This window comes from Candidatus Pelagibacter sp. HIMB1593 (assembly GCF_052047755.1).
Taxonomy (GTDB): Bacteria; Pseudomonadota; Alphaproteobacteria; order Pelagibacterales; family Pelagibacteraceae; genus Pelagibacter.
Genome location: NZ_JBNAJK010000001.1, coordinates 211,562 through 231,223, shown reverse-complemented (window position 1 = coordinate 231,223; position 19,662 = coordinate 211,562). Strand labels below are relative to the sequence as shown.

Annotated in this window: 21 protein-coding genes; 13 read left to right on the top strand and 8 right to left on the bottom strand. The window is 26.9% G+C overall.

The genetic code is table 11. The features are described 5' to 3' along the window. The first annotated feature begins 49 nt into the window (after positions 1-49). Positions 50-565 carry an ATP-dependent protease subunit HslV gene (gene hslV / locus ACTTA0_RS01195; protein WP_440675643.1) on the top strand — a complete coding sequence of 172 codons (516 nt, stop codon included), beginning with the start codon at positions 50-52 and terminating at the stop codon, positions 563-565. Next, a complete protein-coding gene (hslU, locus tag ACTTA0_RS01190; protein WP_440675641.1) occupies positions 565-1,938 on the top strand; it encodes an ATP-dependent protease ATPase subunit HslU in 1,374 nt (457 codons plus the stop codon). The genes hslV and hslU overlap by 1 nt, the downstream gene beginning before the upstream one ends. 2 nt (positions 1,939-1,940) lie before the next feature. Here hslU and ACTTA0_RS01185 read toward each other — a convergent pair whose 3' ends face one another. The 3 genes from ACTTA0_RS01185 to ACTTA0_RS01175 are packed head-to-tail and all read right to left on the bottom strand — an operon-like array spanning position 1,941 to position 3,793. Further along, positions 1,941-2,780, bottom strand: a complete 840-nt coding sequence (locus ACTTA0_RS01185; protein ID WP_440675639.1) for a sulfotransferase domain-containing protein — start codon at positions 2,778-2,780, stop codon at positions 1,941-1,943. Then, complete coding sequence (locus tag ACTTA0_RS01180; protein ID WP_440675637.1) at positions 2,777-3,196, bottom strand: Smr/MutS family protein; 420 nt, start codon at positions 3,194-3,196, stop codon at positions 2,777-2,779. The genes ACTTA0_RS01185 and ACTTA0_RS01180 overlap by 4 nt, the downstream gene beginning before the upstream one ends. Continuing rightward, positions 3,197-3,793, bottom strand: coding sequence for a Tim44/TimA family putative adaptor protein (locus tag ACTTA0_RS01175; protein ID WP_440675636.1), 597 nt, complete (start codon positions 3,791-3,793; stop codon positions 3,197-3,199). It abuts the gene before it with no gap. A gap of 58 nt (positions 3,794-3,851) precedes the next feature. On the opposite strand from ACTTA0_RS01175, the gene ACTTA0_RS01170 reads away from it, so the two are divergent. Both ACTTA0_RS01170 and ACTTA0_RS01165 read left to right on the top strand, forming a co-directional pair. Beyond that, positions 3,852-4,277, top strand: coding sequence for an FxsA family protein (locus tag ACTTA0_RS01170; RefSeq protein WP_440675635.1), 426 nt, complete (start codon positions 3,852-3,854; stop codon positions 4,275-4,277). After that, positions 4,261-4,683: a protein-export chaperone SecB gene (locus ACTTA0_RS01165; protein ID WP_440675633.1), complete on the top strand. Its 423-nt coding sequence runs from the start codon at positions 4,261-4,263 to the stop codon at positions 4,681-4,683. Before ACTTA0_RS01170 ends, ACTTA0_RS01165 begins: the two co-directional genes overlap by 17 nt. On the opposite strand, the gene dnaQ is transcribed toward ACTTA0_RS01165, so the two are convergent. Genes dnaQ through ACTTA0_RS01140 form a run of 5 tightly spaced genes read right to left on the bottom strand, consistent with a single transcriptional unit; the run spans position 4,680 to position 8,097 of the window. Beyond that, the gene (dnaQ, locus tag ACTTA0_RS01160) at positions 4,680-5,339 is read right to left on the bottom strand and encodes a DNA polymerase III subunit epsilon (protein ID WP_440675631.1); all 660 of its coding nucleotides are present in this window, start codon (positions 5,337-5,339) and stop codon (positions 4,680-4,682) included. The genes ACTTA0_RS01165 and dnaQ overlap by 4 nt on opposite strands. Continuing rightward, the gene (locus ACTTA0_RS01155; protein WP_440675629.1) at positions 5,340-5,909 is read right to left on the bottom strand and encodes a dephospho-CoA kinase; all 570 of its coding nucleotides are present in this window, start codon (positions 5,907-5,909) and stop codon (positions 5,340-5,342) included. Continuing rightward, the gene (aroE, locus tag ACTTA0_RS01150; protein WP_440675627.1) at positions 5,902-6,696 is read right to left on the bottom strand and encodes a shikimate dehydrogenase; all 795 of its coding nucleotides are present in this window, start codon (positions 6,694-6,696) and stop codon (positions 5,902-5,904) included. The genes ACTTA0_RS01155 and aroE overlap by 8 nt, the downstream gene beginning before the upstream one ends. Further along, positions 6,693-7,280 (bottom strand): Maf family protein, encoded by a 588-nt coding sequence (locus tag ACTTA0_RS01145; protein ID WP_440675625.1) that lies wholly within the window; start codon positions 7,278-7,280, stop codon positions 6,693-6,695. Before ACTTA0_RS01145 ends, aroE begins: the two co-directional genes overlap by 4 nt. Further along, positions 7,270-8,097, bottom strand: a complete 828-nt coding sequence (locus ACTTA0_RS01140; protein ID WP_440675624.1) for a pyruvate, water dikinase regulatory protein — start codon at positions 8,095-8,097, stop codon at positions 7,270-7,272. Before ACTTA0_RS01140 ends, ACTTA0_RS01145 begins: the two co-directional genes overlap by 11 nt. A gap of 268 nt (positions 8,098-8,365) precedes the next feature. On the opposite strand from ACTTA0_RS01140, the gene hemE reads away from it, so the two are divergent. The 9 genes from hemE (at position 8,366) to ACTTA0_RS01095 (ending at position 19,661) form a co-directional block, all read left to right on the top strand. Continuing rightward, positions 8,366-9,367, top strand: a complete 1,002-nt coding sequence (hemE, locus tag ACTTA0_RS01135; protein ID WP_440675622.1) for a uroporphyrinogen decarboxylase — start codon at positions 8,366-8,368, stop codon at positions 9,365-9,367. Between the two features lie 3 nt (positions 9,368-9,370). Next, positions 9,371-10,363 (top strand): ferrochelatase, encoded by a 993-nt coding sequence (hemH, locus tag ACTTA0_RS01130; RefSeq protein WP_440675620.1) that lies wholly within the window; start codon positions 9,371-9,373, stop codon positions 10,361-10,363. A gap of 3 nt (positions 10,364-10,366) precedes the next feature. Beyond that, a complete protein-coding gene (gene hemJ / locus ACTTA0_RS01125) occupies positions 10,367-10,801 on the top strand; it encodes a protoporphyrinogen oxidase HemJ (protein ID WP_440675618.1) in 435 nt (144 codons plus the stop codon). A gap of 65 nt (positions 10,802-10,866) precedes the next feature. Next, the gene (gene rho, locus ACTTA0_RS01120; protein WP_440675616.1) at positions 10,867-12,135 is read left to right on the top strand and encodes a transcription termination factor Rho; all 1,269 of its coding nucleotides are present in this window, start codon (positions 10,867-10,869) and stop codon (positions 12,133-12,135) included. Between the two features lie 72 nt (positions 12,136-12,207). Beyond that, positions 12,208-13,911, top strand: a complete 1,704-nt coding sequence (locus ACTTA0_RS01115; protein WP_440675614.1) for an O-linked N-acetylglucosamine transferase, SPINDLY family protein — start codon at positions 12,208-12,210, stop codon at positions 13,909-13,911. Further along, positions 13,908-15,617, top strand: a complete 1,710-nt coding sequence (locus ACTTA0_RS01110; RefSeq protein WP_440675612.1) for an O-linked N-acetylglucosamine transferase, SPINDLY family protein — start codon at positions 13,908-13,910, stop codon at positions 15,615-15,617. The genes ACTTA0_RS01115 and ACTTA0_RS01110 overlap by 4 nt, the downstream gene beginning before the upstream one ends. A gap of 78 nt (positions 15,618-15,695) precedes the next feature. After that, the gene (gene mnmE, locus ACTTA0_RS01105; protein WP_440675611.1) at positions 15,696-17,027 is read left to right on the top strand and encodes a tRNA uridine-5-carboxymethylaminomethyl(34) synthesis GTPase MnmE; all 1,332 of its coding nucleotides are present in this window, start codon (positions 15,696-15,698) and stop codon (positions 17,025-17,027) included. Between the two features lie 118 nt (positions 17,028-17,145). Continuing rightward, positions 17,146-19,017 carry a tRNA uridine-5-carboxymethylaminomethyl(34) synthesis enzyme MnmG gene (gene mnmG / locus ACTTA0_RS01100; protein ID WP_440675609.1) on the top strand — a complete coding sequence of 624 codons (1,872 nt, stop codon included), beginning with the start codon at positions 17,146-17,148 and terminating at the stop codon, positions 19,015-19,017. Beyond that, the gene (locus ACTTA0_RS01095) at positions 19,017-19,661 is read left to right on the top strand and encodes a 16S rRNA (guanine(527)-N(7))-methyltransferase RsmG (protein WP_440675607.1); all 645 of its coding nucleotides are present in this window, start codon (positions 19,017-19,019) and stop codon (positions 19,659-19,661) included. Before mnmG ends, ACTTA0_RS01095 begins: the two co-directional genes overlap by 1 nt. Position 19,662: the final 1 nt, after the last annotated feature.

Here is a 19,662-nt window from a genome sequence, read left to right as displayed (position 1 = left end):
TATTAGTGTAAAGACTTGAAGTATCAAAAATAGTTACCATTTATTAGATATGACAACAATTGTACTGGTTAGAAAAAATAATGAAGTTGTAGTTGCTGGTGACGGACAAGTTAGTATGGGAAATACAGTTGTCAAAAGCACAGCATCTAAAGTTAGAAAAATTGAAAAAAGAGATGTGGTTGCAGGATTTGCAGGATCAACTGCTGATGCATTAACTCTATTTGAAAGACTAGAAGGAAAATTAGAAAAACATGCTGGTAATTTATCTAGAGCAGCTGTCGAGCTGGCAAAAGATTGGCGAACAGATAAATATTTAAGAAGATTAGAGGCACTAATGGCTGTAGGTGATAAGAATAATAGTTATATAATTTCTGGAACTGGGGACGTTCTTGAACCAGAAGGTGATGTGATAGGAATAGGTTCTGGTGGAAACTATGCTCTAGCAGCAGGAAAAGTATTAATGGAAGGAAATATGTCAGCAGAGGAAATTGCAAAAAAAGCTATTAAAGTAGCAGCTGATATATGTGTTTTCACAAATGACAATGTCAAATTTGAAAAAATATAATGGATAATTCAAACGTAACACCTTTACACCCTAAAGAAAAAACTCAGAAAGAAGAAGCTTCTTTAGTAAGCGCTCTTTCACCAAGAGAAATAGTTTCAGAATTAGATCGTTTTGTTGTTGGACAAAATAAAGCAAAAAAAGCTGTCGCTGTTGCATTAAGAAATAGATGGAGAAGACAGGCTTTAAAAGGTGAAATGAAAAATGAAGTTCTGCCAAAAAATATTTTAATGATTGGACCAACAGGAGTTGGGAAAACAGAAATTTCTAGAAGACTTTCAAAACTAGCTGAAGCTCCTTTTGTTAAAGTTGAGGCAACTAGATTTACAGAAGTTGGATATGTTGGAAGAGATGTTGAACAAATTGTTAGAGATTTGATTGAAATTGCAATTGCAATGGAAAAAGTGAAGAAAAGAAAAGAAGTTCATGCACAAGCCCAAAAGGCAGCTGAGGAAAAAGTACTAGATGCTTTGGTGGGAAAAAAAGCAAGTCTTGCGACAAGAGAAAGTTTTAGAAAAAGACTTAGAAATGGTGACTTAGATGATAATGAAATAGAGATAGCCGTAAGCGATACAGGTTCAAACGGTGCTTCTTTTGAAATACCAGGAATGCCAGGTGCTAATGTTGGAATGATAAACATTGGGGAAATGATTGGTAAGTCTATGGGTAACAAAGAAAAAAAGAAAAAAATGACAGTAAAAGAGTCACATGAAATTTTAATTAATGATGAATCCGACAAATTAATTGAGCAAGATAAAATTGTTAAAGCTGCCAAAATATCTACTGAAAATAACGGAATAGTTTTCCTAGATGAAATAGATAAAATTTCTGCAAGAACTGATAGAGTTGGAGGTGATGTATCAAGAGAAGGGGTTCAAAGAGACTTGCTACCTTTAATAGAAGGAACGACAGTTAATACAAAACATGGTCCAATCAAAACAGATCACATTTTATTTATTGCTTCAGGTGCTTTTCAACTTGCTAAACCATCTGATTTACTTCCAGAGTTACAAGGAAGATTACCAATAAGAGTTGAATTAGAAGCATTAACAAGTGATGATTTTAAAAGAATTTTAAAAGAACCAGATTATAGTTTAATCAAACAATATGTTGCTCTTTTAAAAACTGAAAATGTGGAACTTGAATTTTCTGATGATGGTATTGATACAATTGCAAATATTGCTTCGGAGGTTAATGCGACAGTAGAGAATATTGGAGCAAGAAGATTACACACAATTATTGAAAAAATATTAGATGATATCAGTTTTACAGCAACAGACAGAGCTGGTGAAAAAATAATAATTAATAAGGAATATATAAATAAAAACCTGGATAACTTAGTTAAAGATACTGATTTGTCGAAATTTATTCTTTAAAACTACAAATACCCCAGTTCAATCATTTCTTTTTCAAAGTTTTTTTCAATTTTATCTAAATTTTTTTTATCTAAAAGTTTTCTCCAATCATTTTTTGGACCAAGGTTAAAAAAATTTTTTCTTTTACCTGTATTAGTGTCAATCAGGGCTTCATAAAATACTTCATTTTCTTCTTTTTTTTTCATATCCTCAAATTGGGTCGTTTTAATTGCTTTATTTAATTTAATAATATCAAGATTTGTTTTTAATCCTAAAAAATCAAGATATTTAAAAATTTTTAATAAAACATTTTTTTTCTTACTGATTAAATCCTCGTATTTAATTAATAAATATTTGTTATGTTTTTGAAGATTTTTCCATGAATTATAATTAAAAGACCATGAACCTAAAAAAACTCGACAATTTTTTGGTGTTTTGTCCATAAACCTATTTTTATCAATCATTACATCTGTTGCCTGATCTATGGACATACTATAATGATGAGCAAAAGAAGTGACGACATTTCTTGGATCTCGAACAATATAAATTGTGCCTAATGTGTTTCTTAAGTCTGTAAAATTTGACTCATAAGTTTGACTTAAAGAGCTATGCGTTTTGAAAAATTTAATTTTACCTTTATCTTGATTAATTAGATTTTGTGCATTGATAAAATTTTTAAATACATCTTCTTCATTATCAATATTCACTCCTATAGACATTAAATGACTTGTTAATGGGAACTGAGATATTTTTTCTAAATTTTTAAAAGTAAATGAACCATCAGATGAATAAAAATAAGAAGATAATAATGATCTTAATAGTGTATTTCCACTTTTAGGGTAAGATGCCAACCAAATTATCATGGTTTTTTATTTTTTTTTAAATAAATGTAAAATGCACCACTACCACCATCCTCAATTTTTGCATCTTTAATTTCATTAATCATTTCCATTAATTTTTTGTTTGTCGAAATAAATTCTGGAACAGAGTACTTCAGAATACTTAAATCTTGAGAAACATATGGATTTTTTTCATTATTAGAATGAATACCTTTTCCTGTTACGATAATTAATTTATTTATTTTGTCATAAAATGCTTTGATAATAAATTGTTCTACAGTTTTATTGGCTTGATCCAAAGTATAGCCATGTAAGTCTATTGATTTGGTTAAATATGATTTGGATGTTTTTTTTTTATAATCCTTATCAATTAACTTATCTTTACTATTAAGAAAATTTTCCCAATCTGTTTTATCTTTTTTTGAAATTTTATCGTTCAACTAAGTTAAAATACTAACTAATTGCCAGTTTGGATTTTGCGAAGTTGTATCACGTGAAAAAACCCAAGTATCGTAGATCTTTTTAATTTTTTCAGGATCTCCAGATACAATTTTTTTTTCTTTATCTCTGATACAAGTGATTACCTCGGCTATAAAATCAACCGTTACATTTAGAATGTTTCCAGTTTTTTTATGTTCTTTTATTTCAGCCTTATTTACTCCAATAAAAGTAATTTCAGCAATATGGCCTTTTTTTGCTCTTTCTTTTAATGCTTCATCAAATTGATTAAATATTTCCTTATTCAACAAAGGTTTGGCATTTGTAATTTTGTTATCGTTATCACTAAAATCAGTAATAATTGTTTCATAAGCAATTTTAGCACCTTTTATAAATTCTTTTTTAGCTTCATCATCAAATTTATCACTAGATTTTTTTTGTTGATCAACCTTAATTTTTTTTAATACCTCTTGAAATTGTGCTGGAGATTTTCCCTCATACCCAGTTCTTTTACCAAGAATTCCTCTTAATCGTAAAAAAATAAAACCTGCAATCATTGCAAGTAAAATAATATCGATATACTCGAAACTGTAATTCATTGATTTATAGTAATTACTCTGTTGATTAATTTCAACCAGCAATTTAGATTAAAGACAAATGAACTCAGTATTTTTAACAATTATCCTCATCCCAGTTATTGAAATTTACCTTTTAATTAAAATAGGGTCAGAAATAGGAGCTTTAACAACTATTTTTCTAATTTTTTCTACAGCTATTGTCGGAGTGTACTATGCTAAGTATGAGGGTTTAAATACTCTCAAATCAGGTTTTAACCAATTGAGGCAAAATGAAAATCCTACTTATGAAATGTTGTCTGGTGCTGCTATCGCTTTTGCAGCATTATTATTAATAATTCCAGGCTTTGCCACTGACTTTTTGGGTTTTCTATTAATTTTTCCATTAAGTAGGAAATTTATATTTAATAGTTTGTTTAAAAAATTTAATCCTGTAAATAAAAAAAAAAATAATTTTATTGATGGTGAGTACGAAGATATAGACGATAACGATGATGGAAAAATTTAGAATTTTAGGTAAATATATTAAAGATATGTCTAGCGAAACAAAAGATGCTGAGACATATTTTTTTGTTAAAGATAATATTTTAAAGTATCAATTAAATATTGATATAAAAACGAAACCATTAAAAAATAAAATGGTTGAGATAAACACAATATTAAAATTCGAAGATAAAGAAAATTCAAAATACAAATCTTATTTTGAAATGAATTTTGCAACAATTATAAAAATAAATGAAGATATTAAAGAAAAAGAAGATTTAGAAAGAATTATTTTGTGCGATGCTCAAATTAAAATTTATCCAGACCTTGAAAAATCTTTTTTGAATATGTTGCATAATTCGGGATATGAGGGCATTAAATTTGAAAAAAAGATAGATTTTGAGGATCTTTATAAAAAAAGAGTTAATTAAAAGTAATTCTTTTTTAAATGATTTTTTAAATATTTCTGGTGCTTAGATATTTCATCTTTTGAAGGAGTTATAATTTTCTTAAAATATAAAATCTCTGCATTAGATTTATTTGCCTCAAAATTTTGCTCGTCTTTAAAATTAAGTGTAGGTTCTTTTTGATCAATTAAATTTATATAAACTTTTGCTAAAAGGTCACAATCAATTAAAGCCGTATGCTGCACCCTTCTAGAGTTATCAATTCTATACCTTTTACACAATGCATCTAGACTTGATGATGATCCTGGAAATTTAGATCTAGCTAATTCAAGAGTATCGATTATTTTATTGCTAATTTTATTTTCTCCAATTAACGAGAGCTCATTATTTAAATGAGCAATATCAAATTCTGCATTATGAATAATTAAGTTTTTACCTTCAATAAAATTTAAAAAATCATTTACTATTTCAGAAAATTTTTTTTGTTTTGATAAAAACTCATCAGAATAACCGTGTACCTCAAATGCTTTTTCAGAAACTTTTCTTTCAGGGTTTAAATATGAGTGAAACTTATTTATAGGTACCAAATTATCTAATTCAATACACCCTATTTCAACTATTCTATGGCCATCTTTAATCGATATTCCGGTAGTCTCTGTATCTAAAACAATTTCTTTCATTTATAAAATTTTATTCATAATTTTTATAATTTCATTTTTAACAGGTTTTTCTGTAAATGTATTTTTAATTATAAAATGAGATTTTTTTTTTTTATAACTTGGGCTGAGCTGAACTTTTTTAAAAATTTTTAAAAGTTTTGAATTAAATTTTGGTCTTTTCTTAATTCTTTTATCAATATCTTTTTTTTTAGATTTAACAAAAATTAAAAAATCTTCTTTTTTAAAAAGTTTATTTTCGATTAATAATGGAATATCTAAAATTACAATTTTTTCTTTTTTATGTTTCTTTAAAAAAACATTAAGTTTTTTTCTTATTTCTTTATGTACAATTTTAATTATTTTATTTAAATTATTTTGATTATTTAAAATAGCGTCTGTAATTTCGTTTTTATCTATAGGAAATTTAGTTATGTATTTTGGTAATTTATTTTTTAACTTTAAAAAAATTTTTTTATCTTTTTTATAAATTTTTGATACTTCAAGATCTGCATTAAATACTGGATATCCAAAATTATTTGCTACAAAAGTCTTTCCAGAACCAATATCTCCAATTATACCTATTCTAATCATGATCCAATAATTTCAATATTTTTTCACTCACACTTGGTTCAACACCATGCCACAATCTAAATGCTTCAAACGCTTGATAAATAAACATTAATTTACCATTCTCTGTTTGGTTTCCCATTTTTTTTCCTAATTTTAAAAAATTGGTTTCTTTAGGATTATAAATAACATCATAAAAAAATTTATCTTTACCAATTTTAGAAGTGTTTAAATCGATGGTCTCATTATTTAAACCTAAACTAGTTGCGTTTATAATCATATCAAAATCAGGCACCTCGCCCCAACTTACGATATTAATTTGATTAAATTGAATTTTTAAATCTTCAGCTTTTTTACTAGTTCTGTTGCTTATAATTATTTCTGAGGGCTCCATTTTATTTAAAGCAACAATTAATGATGGAACAACTCCACCAGCTCCTAAAATTAAGATTTTTTTGTTTTGAATTTTGTAGTTCAAACTATTTATAGCTTTCTGGAAACCAAAAATATCTGTATTATGGCCAATGAGTTGACCATCATTAAAGCAAATTGTGTTCACTGACTTTGTTTGTTTTGCTTCCAAACTTAAACTATCGAGGTAAGGAATTACAATTTTTTTAAATGGAACAGTTACATTACAACCATTTATTTCTTGTTTTTTAATCTTAAGAATAAAATTTTCAATTTCATCTTCTTCAAGTTTAATTTTTTCATAAACTGCATTAATATTATTTTGTTTTAACCAATAGTTGTGCAGTTTTGGAGATAATGAATGATTAATCGGGTTTCCAATTACAAAATATTTTTTCATTTTTGTAAATTTAGATATTCTTTTATTTTTTTTATAGGTAGGCCCATTATTGTATCTTCATTTCCTTTTATACTAGTGAATAATTTTCTACCCTCCCCTTCTATTTGATAGACATTATAAGCATAAAGTTTTTCATCAGATATCTTTGATAAATATTCTGCTAATTCAAAGTCTGAAAAATTTTTCATCGTTAATGTTGCTTTATCAGTATAGTTCCAAATCATTGAGCCATTTTTTGAAATACAAACAGAGCTTATTAAAAAGTGTGATTTACCGTTGAGTTTTTTTAATATTTTCATTGCCTCTTCTCTACTTTGAGGCTTTGATATTAACTCACCATCTAAATCGATAACACTATCTGCTCCAATTACTGTTTCGCCTTGTCTTTTAGCACTAACCTTATTTGCTTTTAACTCTGCTAAATTTTTGGAAATTATTTCTGGGGTAGCATTTTCTTTAAGCAAAGATAATTTTACAATATCTTCGTCAACGTTTGAAGGTTCCACAATACTTTCTATGTTGTTTTTATTTAAAATATCTTTTCTGACTTTGCTCTTAGAGGCTAGAATAATTTTATTTAGCATTGTTTGAATATATTTCGTGTATTTTTATTATTGAAGCAGCAGTTTCTTCAACAGATTTTCTTGTTACATCTATCAAGGGCCATTTATATTTTTGAAATGTTTTTTTTGCCCGAAGAACTTCTTTTTTTATACTCTCTAGGTTAGTGTAATCTATACTTTCTGTTTCTTTTAACGAATTCATTCTATTTTTTCTTAAATCTGCTAGTCGTTCAGGTTCTGTACTTAATCCAACAACACAAGTTATATGCGGATTTTGTTTAAGTTTTTCTGGTAAAGAGTTTTCATTAACCAAAGGAATGTTTGATGTCTTAAAACCTTTATTAGCAAGATAAATAGAAGTTGGGGTTTTGCTAGTTCTACTAACTCCAACAAGAATGATATCAGATTTTTCAACTTCACTTATTAAATTACCATCATCATGATTCATGGTAAATTGTATTGCTTCAATTCTATCATAATACTCATCGTTTAAAACGTGTTGTCCACTTGGTTCGTGTGTGGCTTTTTGATTTAAAATTTTAGAAAAATTTAATATTAAATTACCTAATACTCCGAAACAAGGTATCTTCTTATTTTCACTCTCATTAGCTAAATACTTAGCAAGGTTATTATCTACAATCGTATACAAGATTATTGAGTTTTCGTGTTTTTTTGCATCTTCTAAAATTTTTAAAATTTGATTTTCTGTTCTTGTAAATGAATAAGAATTAACTTTATATTCTATGTTTAAAAATTGTGCTTTAAGCGCCAAAAATATTCTATCTAAAGTTTCTCCAGTTGAGTCAGAAATTAAATAAATTTGATATGTATTATTCATAAATAAATTGTTAATAAACTCTGTATTATTTTGATTAAATTATACAATTCAAAATTTCTCCAATAACATCTGTAAAACCTGACTTTTATTAACAATAATAATAAATAAGTTAAAACAATCCACAAAAATTGAGATAATTAAAAAAGCTTCATTTTACACAATTTTAATCGTCAAACATGTTGATAAATTGTAAGGATAATGTTTATAAAAAATAATCTCCTTTATTCACAGGATATATTAATACTACAATAATTTATAAGACTTTAATATGAAACCTTTAAATAAAGTAATTATTAACAAAGACACCTCATTTAATCCTATATGGATAATGAGACAAGCAGGTCGATATTTACCAGAATTTAGAGAAATTAGAAAAAAAAATCCTGATTTTATTAATTTATGTTTAGATGACAACTTATCAGCTGAAATAACATTACAACCATTAAAAAGATTTGATATTGATGCTGCAATAATCTTTTCAGACATTTTAATGTTACCTTACGGTTTAGGTCAAAAAGTAAAATTTGAAAAAAATTTTGGTCCCAAGCTAGAAAATCTAGATTTAAAAAACATAGCTAAATTAGATGAGATAGATTTTGTTGAAAAAATATATCCTGTTTATAAAGCGATCAAAAAAGTAAGTTCTAATTCGATTGTAAAAAACAAAAATACTATTGGATTTGTCGGAGCACCATGGACTCTTCTAGTTTATATGATTAATTTAAAATCTCCAAAAAAAGATTTGAATAAAAATTTTTTTAAAGACGAATTTTTAATAAATAGAATTTTATTACTTATAGAAAAATTTTTGAAAGTTCATATTAAAAATCAAATAGATAATGGAGCAAATGTTATTCAAATTTTTGATAGCTGGGCTGGTTTATTAGAAGAAAAAGATCTTCCAAATTATATTTATACTCCTACTTTGAATTTAGTGGATTATGTTAAGTCTTTAAAAGTACCAGTAATATGTTTTCCAAGAGAAATCAAAAATTACAAAGAATTTTGTGAAATTGTTAAACCTGATGCAATAAGCATTGATTATAATGTTGATCCAAAGAAAATACTAAAAGATATTAAAATCCCCGTACAAGGTGGTCTAGATCCTAAGGTTTTATTAACTAATTATGACAATTTGAAAAAAGAAACAAATAAGTATTTGGAAATTTTTAAAGATCATCCATATATATTTAATTTAGGGCATGGTATTCTTCCTGAAACCAATCCAGAAATGGTCGAAAATTTAATTAAAATAGTGAAAAATAATTAAACTATGGATAAAAATCATCCACCATTAAATTATGGAAAAACAGGGGTGCTCATAATTAATTTGGGCACACCAGATTCAACAAACTGGTTTGATATTAGGAAATATTTAAAAGAATTTTTGTCAGATGGAAGAGTGATAGAAGTAAATCCTATAATTTGGCAAATAATTTTAAATTTATTTATTCTAACTTTTAGACCTTCCAAGACCGCCAAGGCTTATAAAGAAATTTGGATGAAAAATGAAAATATGTCTCCACTCCTTTATTATACAAAAAAACAATCTGAAAAAACCTCTCAGTCATTACAAAAAGAAAATATCATTTTAGATTTTGCGATGAGGTATGGAAATCCAAGTATTAAAAAGAAGATACATAAATTACATGAGATGGGTTGTGAAAATTTAGTAATTTTGCCTCTTTATCCTCAATATGCAGCAGCAACAACGGCAACAGTTTGTGATGAAGTTTATAGAACGTTAATGAAAATGAGATGGCAACCTTCACTAAAAATAATACCACACTATGAATCCAATCCTCTCTACATTGACGCACTAGTTAATTCAATTAATAAAAAAATTAATGAAATAAATTGGAAACCAGATCTAATCATAGCCTCATATCACGGGATACCAAAAAAATATTTTGAAAAAGGAGACCCGTATCATTGTTATTGTCATAAAACAACAAGACTTATTTCAGAAAAGTTTAATTCTATAAAAATCAAAACTACCTTCCAGTCAAGATTTGGTCCACAAGAATGGCTTCAACCATATACTGACAGAACTTTAGAAAATTTACCAAAAGAAGGAATTAAAAATATTCTTACAATTTGTCCAGGTTTTTCATCTGATTGTGTAGAAACATTAGAAGAAATATTAATTCAAGGTAAAGAAAGTTTTATAAATGCTGGAGGAAAAAACTTTGATATGGTTCCATGTTTAAATGACAATGAGGACCATATTGTTTTATTAAAATCTTTAATTGAAAAAAATATTTGATCAATGAATACTTATTTGCTTTTTAAGTCCTTACATTTAATTGCTGTTGTTTCTTGGATGGCTGGTCTTTTATATCTTCCAAGAATTTTTGTTTATCATGTTGAAAACAAAGAAAAAAAAGAAACCACTGATGTTTTTATTTTGATGGAGAAGAAACTATATAATTACATTATGCGTCCTGCTATGTTGTTAACATGGGCTTTTGGATTAATATTAATTTATTTAATTGGCTTTGAAGTTTTTTCAAATTTATGGATGCAAATCAAACTGGTGTTGGTATTATTTCTATCAATTTATCATGAATATTTGGGCAAATGTCTTCAAGCATTGAAAAATGAAACAAACGTAAGATCTTCTAAATTTTTTAGAATTATTAATGAAGTACCAACTGTAATTTTAATTATTGTTGTATTTTTAGCTATTTTTAAGCCAATCTAGGGTTGAAATAACAAAAACAGCATATATATTAATAATATTGATAAGCCCTTATCATAAAATTAATCATGAACATTCAAGAACTAAAACTTAAATCATCTGAACAGTTAATTACACAAGCGGAAGAGCTTGGAATTGAAAATGCTAGCACCCTAAGAAAACAGGAAATCCTTTTTGCTATTCTCAAAAAAGTTGCAGAAAAAGAAGAGATTACTGGAGTTGGTGTTTTGCAGTTATTGCAAGACGGTTTTGGTTTTCTTAGAGCAATGGAGTCTAATTATCTTCCAGGACCAGATGATATATATGTAAGTCCAAGCCAAATTAGAAAATTTGGTTTAAGAACAGGTGATACTGTTGAAGGACCAGTAAGAGCTCCTAAAGAAGGAGAAAGATATTTTGCACTATTACAAGTAAGCAAAATAAATTTTGAAGAACCTGAAAAAACAAGACATAAAATTGCATTTGATAATTTAACTCCATTATATCCAGACAAACAATTGGTGATGGAAATCGAGACAACTAAGGTAGAAAAAAAACCAGATCTTACCCCAAGATTAATCGATCTCGTTAGTCCAATTGGAAAAGGACAAAGATCAATAATTATTTCACCACCAAAAGCTGGAAAGACAATGATTTTGCAAAGTATAGCAAACTCAATAGCTAAAAATTATCCAGAGTGTTATTTGATAGTTTTGTTGATAGACGAACGTCCAGAGGAAGTTACGGACATGCAAAGAACTGTAAAAGGTGAAGTAATCAGCTCTACTTTTGATGAACCTGCACAAAGACATGTTGCTGTTGCTGAAATGGTTATAGAAAAGGCTAAAAGATTAACAGAACATAAAAAAGATGTTGTAATTTTATTAGATTCGATAACAAGATTGGGACGAGCTTATAACGCTGTAATACCAAGTTCAGGAAAAGTCTTAACAGGGGGTGTAGATGCAAATGCACTTCAGAGACCCAAAAGATTTTTTGGTGCCGCAAGAAACATTGAGGAAGGTGGTTCATTAACTATTATTTCTACTGCTTTAATAGATACTGGAAGTAGAATGGATGAGGTTATTTTTGAAGAATTTAAAGGAACAGGTAATAGTGAAACTGTCTTAGATAGAAAAATTGCCGATAAAAGAATTTACCCTGCGATTGACATAACAAAGTCGGGAACAAGGAGAGAAGAACTATTGTTTGATAAAAATGATCTCCAAAAGATGAATGTTTTAAGAAGAATAATTGCCCCAATGGGAACTATGGATGCAATAGAGTTTATTAATTCAAAATTAAAAGATACTAAAAATAATGCAGAATTTTTTAATTCAATGAATAAACCTGCTTAATTTTTTCTTTAATTATAGTAAAATCCATCAAAATTTTACAACTCAATAAATTAAATAGATATAATATTCTCTATGCGTAAAGAAAATTTGAATTTATTAAATTTATTTAAAGAAAAAAAATATTCAGAAATCATATTTAAAATTGAACAAATTAAAAAGGAAGAGATAAATTCTTCCTTATTAAATCTATTAGGTGTTTGTAGGATGCTGTCCACTAGTTCAATTGAAACAATTAAGCTTGCTATCGAGGATTTTAAAAAATCTTATTATTTAGAAAAGGACAAAACAAAAACAAAAGATGCAATAAAAAATTTAATTAATGCATCTTCAACTCTCTTTGACAAAGAATATATTAAGAATGAAAGAAACCTAGGCAGTGATTTTTTCGTAGAAATAGACTTAATCTATCAACAAAATAAACAAATTTTTGATAATGACGTAAACTTGCTTAAAGCTATTTCTAAAGTTTTGAAGAGGACTTCTGATGCTAAAAGTACAATTCAATGTTTAAAAAAAATTTTAAATTTACATTCTGACCCAGATACTATTGCATCTTATAATTTTTTTAACAATTATATTTTTGACTGGAAACAATCTGATTATTATCATAACTCTAAAAAAGTTAATCAAAAATTACCCACATTTTCATCTGGAGAATTAATCAATTTAAAATTTTCAAAAAAAGATAAAATTAATATTGGATTTGTTTCATCAGATATAAGATCTAAACATTCGATTACTTATTTTTTAAAAACAATTTTGTTATTTTATAACCAAGAAAAATTTAAGATTTATTTATATCATAATCATAATCTAATAAATGATCCCACCACTATAGAATTAAATAATTTTGTTGCGAACTTTTCATATATAAATACGCTTAAAGATACAGATGTAATTAACAAAATTAGAGCAGATGAAATAGACATTATCATTGATCTAAATGGTTTTTCGTCAAATCACAGATTAGCTCTATTCAAAAATCGTTTAGCACCAATACAAATTTCATGGTGTGGATACACAAATACAACTGGATTAGATGAAATGGATTATCTATTAGCTGACAGAAATTTGATAAGACCTGAAGAGGAAAAATATTATTCTGAAAAAATTTTTTATTTACCCAACATTTGGAATTGTCATTCTGGTTATCCCTATGAAAGATCAGAAAACTTAATGCCTATTAAAACCAATAATTACATAACATTTGGAAGTTTTAATAATTTTAGGAAAATAAATGACGAAGTTATTGAGACTTGGTCTTCTATACTTAAAACTGTCAAAAATTCAAAATTACTTTTGAAAACTTCAATTGCTACATCTATGGAATTTTATCAAAAAAAATTTGATAATTTTGGAGTTTTAAAATCTGTTACATTTAGTGATTACAATAAAAGTTTTAAAGATCATTTAAATGAATATAAAAAAATAGATATTGCATTAGATACATTTCCATGGAATGGAGTCACAACAACTTTCGAGTCCATTTGGATGAATGTTCCGGTTTTGGTACTAGAAGGATTTAATTTTAGTTCTAGATGTGGTTCGTCTATAAATAAAAATTTAAAACTTTTAAGCTTAATTGCTAAGAATAAAGAAGAATATATAAGCAAAGCAGTAACTTTAGCTCAAGATAAAAATAAACTTTACGACATAAGAAAAAATCTTTTTGAAGATGCTTTAGATTCATCTCTTTTCAATAAAGAAAAATTTTCAAACGAATTTTTTACATCTTTAGAAAAAATTTTTAATAAAAGATTAGCTAGTGAATTATGATTTCTGAAGAAATTAAGAACAAAATAAAATCTCTTTATTTGAAACAAAAATATGATGAATTGATTGATTTTACCGAAGAATTTACATTAAAAGAACATAGACCATCTGGGCTTATTAATCTTCTTGCAATTTCTTATTGCTCCAGAAAAAATTCTACGAAGGATGAAATTTTTAAAGCATTAAATTTATTCGAGGAATCTTATTTAAAAGAAAAAGATTCTATACATGGATTAAATGCAATTAAAAATTTAATAATTGTTGGAATTAAGACATCTAGAGTTTCAAAAGAGTTTTCAAAATTCTTAATTAAAGCTAAAAGTTTATATCTAGAGGCTGAAATTAATTTTGCAAAAAATCATGAATTTTTACAAAGTGGAATTTTGCTATTTTCTTATTTATTAGATAAAAAAAAATTAAAAGAAATTATTCACATAATCCTTGAAGAAAATATTCAATCAAATGATTTAAGAGGACAAGCAACATTTATGTTAAATTATTTTTATGACTTTTCTCAAGAAAAAATAAACAATATTTCAAAAAAAAATTCTGAATATTTTTCTAAACTTAAGGTTAAAAATATTGAAAAAAAGTTTCATAATGAAGATGAAATTATAAACTTAGGATTTGTTAGTTGCGATCTAATTAAAAATCATTCTGTAATATATTTTTTAAAAAACACTCTCAAAAATCTGAATAAATATAAATTTAGAATTTTTCTTTTTTCTTTAAATAAAAAAGATGAAAGTGACCTAAGTCAAAACGAATTAAGAGATATCTCAAGTGAATGGTTTGATATGCAAGATTTAAGCAATCAACAAATAGTTGAAATTATTCAGGAAAAAAATATTAAAATATTGTTTGATTTAATTGGATATACTAATTCAAAGAGAATAGAGATTTTTAATTCAAGAGTTGCACCAATTCAAATTTCTTGGTTAGCTTATTGCAATACTACCGGTTTTAATTCAGTAGATTATATTTTGGCTGATGAAAATTTGATATATCAGAATGAAAAAAATTTCTATGCTGAGAAAGTTGTTAAATTTCCAAATATTTGGAATGCACACTCTGGGTTTAGTTATCAAAGAAAATTTAATGAATTACCCTTTTTAGAAAATAATAACTTTACATTTGGATCTTTAAATAATTTTATGAAAATATCTAACGAAACTTTTGATTCATGGTGTAAAATTTTAGATGAAGTTGATAACTCAAATTTAATATTAAAGTCCTCTAATTTTCATAATTCTGATATTTTAAGAAGTAAATTTAAATCAAAAGGTTTAGATGGCAAAGTTATTATTTTAGATAAGTATAATTTTAAAAATCACGAAGATCACCTAAATATATATAAAAAAATTGATTTATGTTTGGATACATTTCCATGGAATGGGGTTACGACTACTTTCGAGTCGTTATGGATGAATGTTCCCGTGCTTGTTCTAAAGGGAAATAATTTTAATTCAAGATGTGGAGAAAGTATTATTAAAAATTCAAATAATAATTTTTTAATAGCAAAAGATTTTGATGAGTATGTTTCAAAAGCAATTTTGTTAGCAAAAGATATAGAAAAGTTAAAAACTATAAGAAAAAATTTATATGATAATGTTTTATCAACTGATATTTTTGACACTGAAAAATTTACAAAAAATTTTACAGAAATCCTATTAACTATAAATAAAAAATATAATTCAAATAATTTATAGAAATTTTTAATTAGTTTTATCTTAAAAATTCTATAATTAAATTTTACACAATTATTTTTTTATAGATATAATCACTTTATGACTATTTTTGCTTTATCTACCGGACCTGGTATTTCGGGTGTTGCTATAATTAGAATTTCAGGTGAACAATCCTTAAAAGTAATTGAGACTCTAACAGGCAATAAAGTTCCCCCTCCAAGAGTAGCAACATTAAGAAAAATCAATAAAATCAACACTTCTGAGCTTATAGATGAGGGGATAATATTATGGTTTCCCGGCCCTGAGAGCTACACAGGAGAAGATATGGCAGAAATTCAAATTCATGGTAGCAAAGCTGTTGTTGATGCCCTACACGCCTCTATTTCTAAAATTGAAAATTGTAGATTAGCTGAACCAGGAGAATTTACAAAGCTTGCATTCCAAAATGGAAAAATAAACTTGTTAAAAGCAGAAAGTATTGCTGATCTAATTTCATCAGAAACTGAAATTCAAAGACAGCAAGCAATTAAAATTATGAATGGTAAATCTGCTGATCAATTTAATTTTTTAAGAGAAAAACTTTTAAAAATTTTGTCATATGTAGAAGCTAAAATTGATTTTCCTGATGAAGATTTACCAAATGATATTTTGGATGAAATCAAAAATGATTCAAATGATGTTATTCAAAAAATTAAAAAGATTTTAAATGACCAAAAAGTTGGAGAAAGAATTAGAGAAGGTTTTAAGATTGCAATTCTTGGACCTACCAATGCAGGCAAATCTAGTTTAATAAATTATTTATCAAATAGAGATGTTGCAATTGTCTCTGAATTTGCTGGTACTACAAGAGATGTTATCGAAACTCATCTTAATATAGATGGTTATCCTGTAATAATATCTGATACTGCAGGAATAAGAGACTCTAAAGATGAGATAGAAAAAAAAGGTGTAAAATTATCTTTGAATAGAGCCGAAGAAGCAGATTTAAAGCTTGTAGTGGTAGATGCAAAAAGCCTTAATTTTACTAACGTTTTGAAGAGATTATTAGATGAAAATGCGATTTTAGTTATAAATAAGTCTGATCTTTTAGAAAATGAAATTGATTCAGAAATAAAAAATATAAATCATGTTTTAATCTCCATTAAAGATAATAAAAATGTTGATGAACTAATTTCAAAAATTAAAAATAATTTAAAAAATAAATTTATAACTAGTGATGATATTTTAATTACTAGAGAAAGACACAGACAACATTTAGAGCAGTGTTTAAACCATTTGAATAACTTTAATCAAAAAAAAGAAATAGAAGATTTTGATAAAGCAGCAGAAGATTTAAGATTAGCTACTAGACATTTGGGTATGATCGTTGGAAAAGTTGATGTGGAAGAGATATTGGGTAGTATTTTCAACGATTTTTGCATCGGTAAGTAATCCCCTATTTTCCTTATTTTTTAGAAATTTTTTATCAAAAACTCTTGATAATTAACGCTTATTTACAAAAAAAATAAGCCTATCTTGTAAATTATGTAATCACATATAAATTTGGCTCATGAAAAATGATTTGTCATTTGACGTAGTTGTAATTGGTGGAGGTCATGCAGGATGTGAGGCAGCTGCAGCTTCTGCTCGACTAGGAGTTAACACCGCCTTATTCACTCATAAAATAGAAACTATTGGTGAGATGTCATGTAACCCAGCAATTGGTGGTTTGGGCAAAGGTCATTTAGTTCGAGAAATAGATGCACTAGATGGTGTTATGGGAGATGTTGCAGATAAATCAGGCATACAATTTAGATTATTAAATAGAAGCAGAGGTCCAGCTGTGCGTGGACCAAGAACTCAATCAGATAGGATACTTTACCGTAAATTTATGCAAGAAAAACTTTTAAACTATTGTAATTTAAGCATTTTTTCTGATCCAGCAATAAGGTTTATTTTTAATAAAAACATTATAAGTGGTTTTGAAACTAAAGAAGGTAAAAAGGTATCATGCAACAAGTTAATACTAACAACAGGAACTTTTTTAAATGGTTTGATACACATAGGTGATGAAAGAACACCAGCAGGTAGGTATGATGAAAAACCTTCAACAGGATTAAGTGAACAATTAGCAAAATATGATTTTAAAATTGGAAGATTAAAAACTGGAACACCTCCAAGGTTAGATGCAAGAACGATTAATTTTGGAAAGCTTGAAGAACAATTTGCAGATGATGATCCTTATTTTTTTTCTTTTTTAACTAAAAAAAATTTAAACAAACAAGTGTCATGTCGAATGACTTATACTAATGAGAAGGTTCATAAAATTATAGAAAAAAATTTATCTAAAAGTGCAATGTACTCAGGCAACATAAAAGGTGTAGGTCCAAGATATTGTCCATCTATAGAAGATAAGATAGTAAAATTTGCTGATAAAGTTCGTCATCAGGTTTTTTTAGAACCAGAAGGACTTAATGATCACACAATTTACCCAAACGGGATCTCCACATCCCTTCCAGCTGAAGTACAAGAAGAAATATGTAATAATATCAGTGGTTTAGAGAATGTTACTATCATAAGACCAGGATATGCTATAGAATATGACTATATAGATCCACGTGAACTATTCTTGACCCTTGAAACCAAGAAGATCAGCAATCTTTATTTTGCTGGGCAGATTAACGGAACAACAGGATATGAGGAAGCAGCTGCTCAAGGCCTTATAGCCGGTATAAATGCAGCTTTATCTGTTAAAAATGCTGAGCCATTTATCCTTGATAGATCTGATGCCTATATTGGTGTAATGATTGATGACTTAGTTACTAAGGGAGTTGCCGAGCCTTACCGTATGTTTACATCAAGAGCAGAATATCGATTAAGTTTGAGAGCAGATAATGCAGATCAAAGATTAACAGCTAAAGGAATAGAAATTGGGTTAATTGGAGAGGAGAGAAAAGCTTTATATTTGAATAAATTTGATAAAATTGAAAAAATTAATTTAAAAATGAATAAATCTAGTATTTCACCATCTAAAGCAGAAAAATTTGGGATTAAAATAGCAAAAGATGGAATATTGAGGTCTTCAAATGAGGTGTTAACTCAAAAAGGTGTAAATATGAGTAAAATTAGGGAAATATGGCCTGAAATACCCTTTTTTAGCAAAGAAATTGATGAGCAAGTAGAAATTAATGCTCATTACAGAGGATATTTAAAGAAGCAAAAAGCAGATATTTTAGCTTTTAAGAGGGACGAGAACCTAATTATCCCTGATAAAATTAATTATGATGGGCTTTCAGGTTTATCTAATGAAGTAAAAGCTAAATTTAAAGAAATAAAGCCTAAAACTATGGGTCAAGCTTTAAGAATTGATGGAATAACCCCAGCAGCTGTATATATTTTGTTGTCACACGTAAAAAGAAAGTCTATTAAGCATATAGCTTAATGGATCAAGAAATTTTAAATTCTTACTCTAGACTTAATGATCTAAATGTTTCACGTGAAACATTTTTAGACTTTGAAAACTATATATCTCTAATTCTGGAAAAAAATAAAAAAATTAACATAATTGGTCAAAATACAGCATCAAAAAATGCAATAATTGAGCGTCATATTATAGATTCTGCACAAATAATTGATTTTGTTGATTTAAATTGCAATACAACCATAGATTTAGGTTCTGGAGCTGGTTTACCAGGAATTATAGTAGCAATTATACTAAAAAACATGAAAAATAAAATGAATGTGCATCTGTATGAAAAAAGCTACCATAAAAGCCGTTTTTTGAAAGAAGTTTCAGAAAAATTAAATTTAAATACAAAAGTTTTTCAAAAAAATATTTTTGATATAAAAAATTTAGAGACAGGAACAATTATGTCGAGAGCATTTAAACCTATGCCTGTTGTTTTAGATTTAGTTTATGAAAATTTTTCGAAATATAAAAATTTGATTTTCTTTATGGGTAAAAGTGGAAAAAAAGTTTTTGAAAATTCTAAAAAAAAATGGAATTTGGAATATATAGAAAAGAAAAGTTTAACAAGTAAGGATTCATTTTTAATAAATATAAAAAAAATCAAAAAAAAAAATTAAA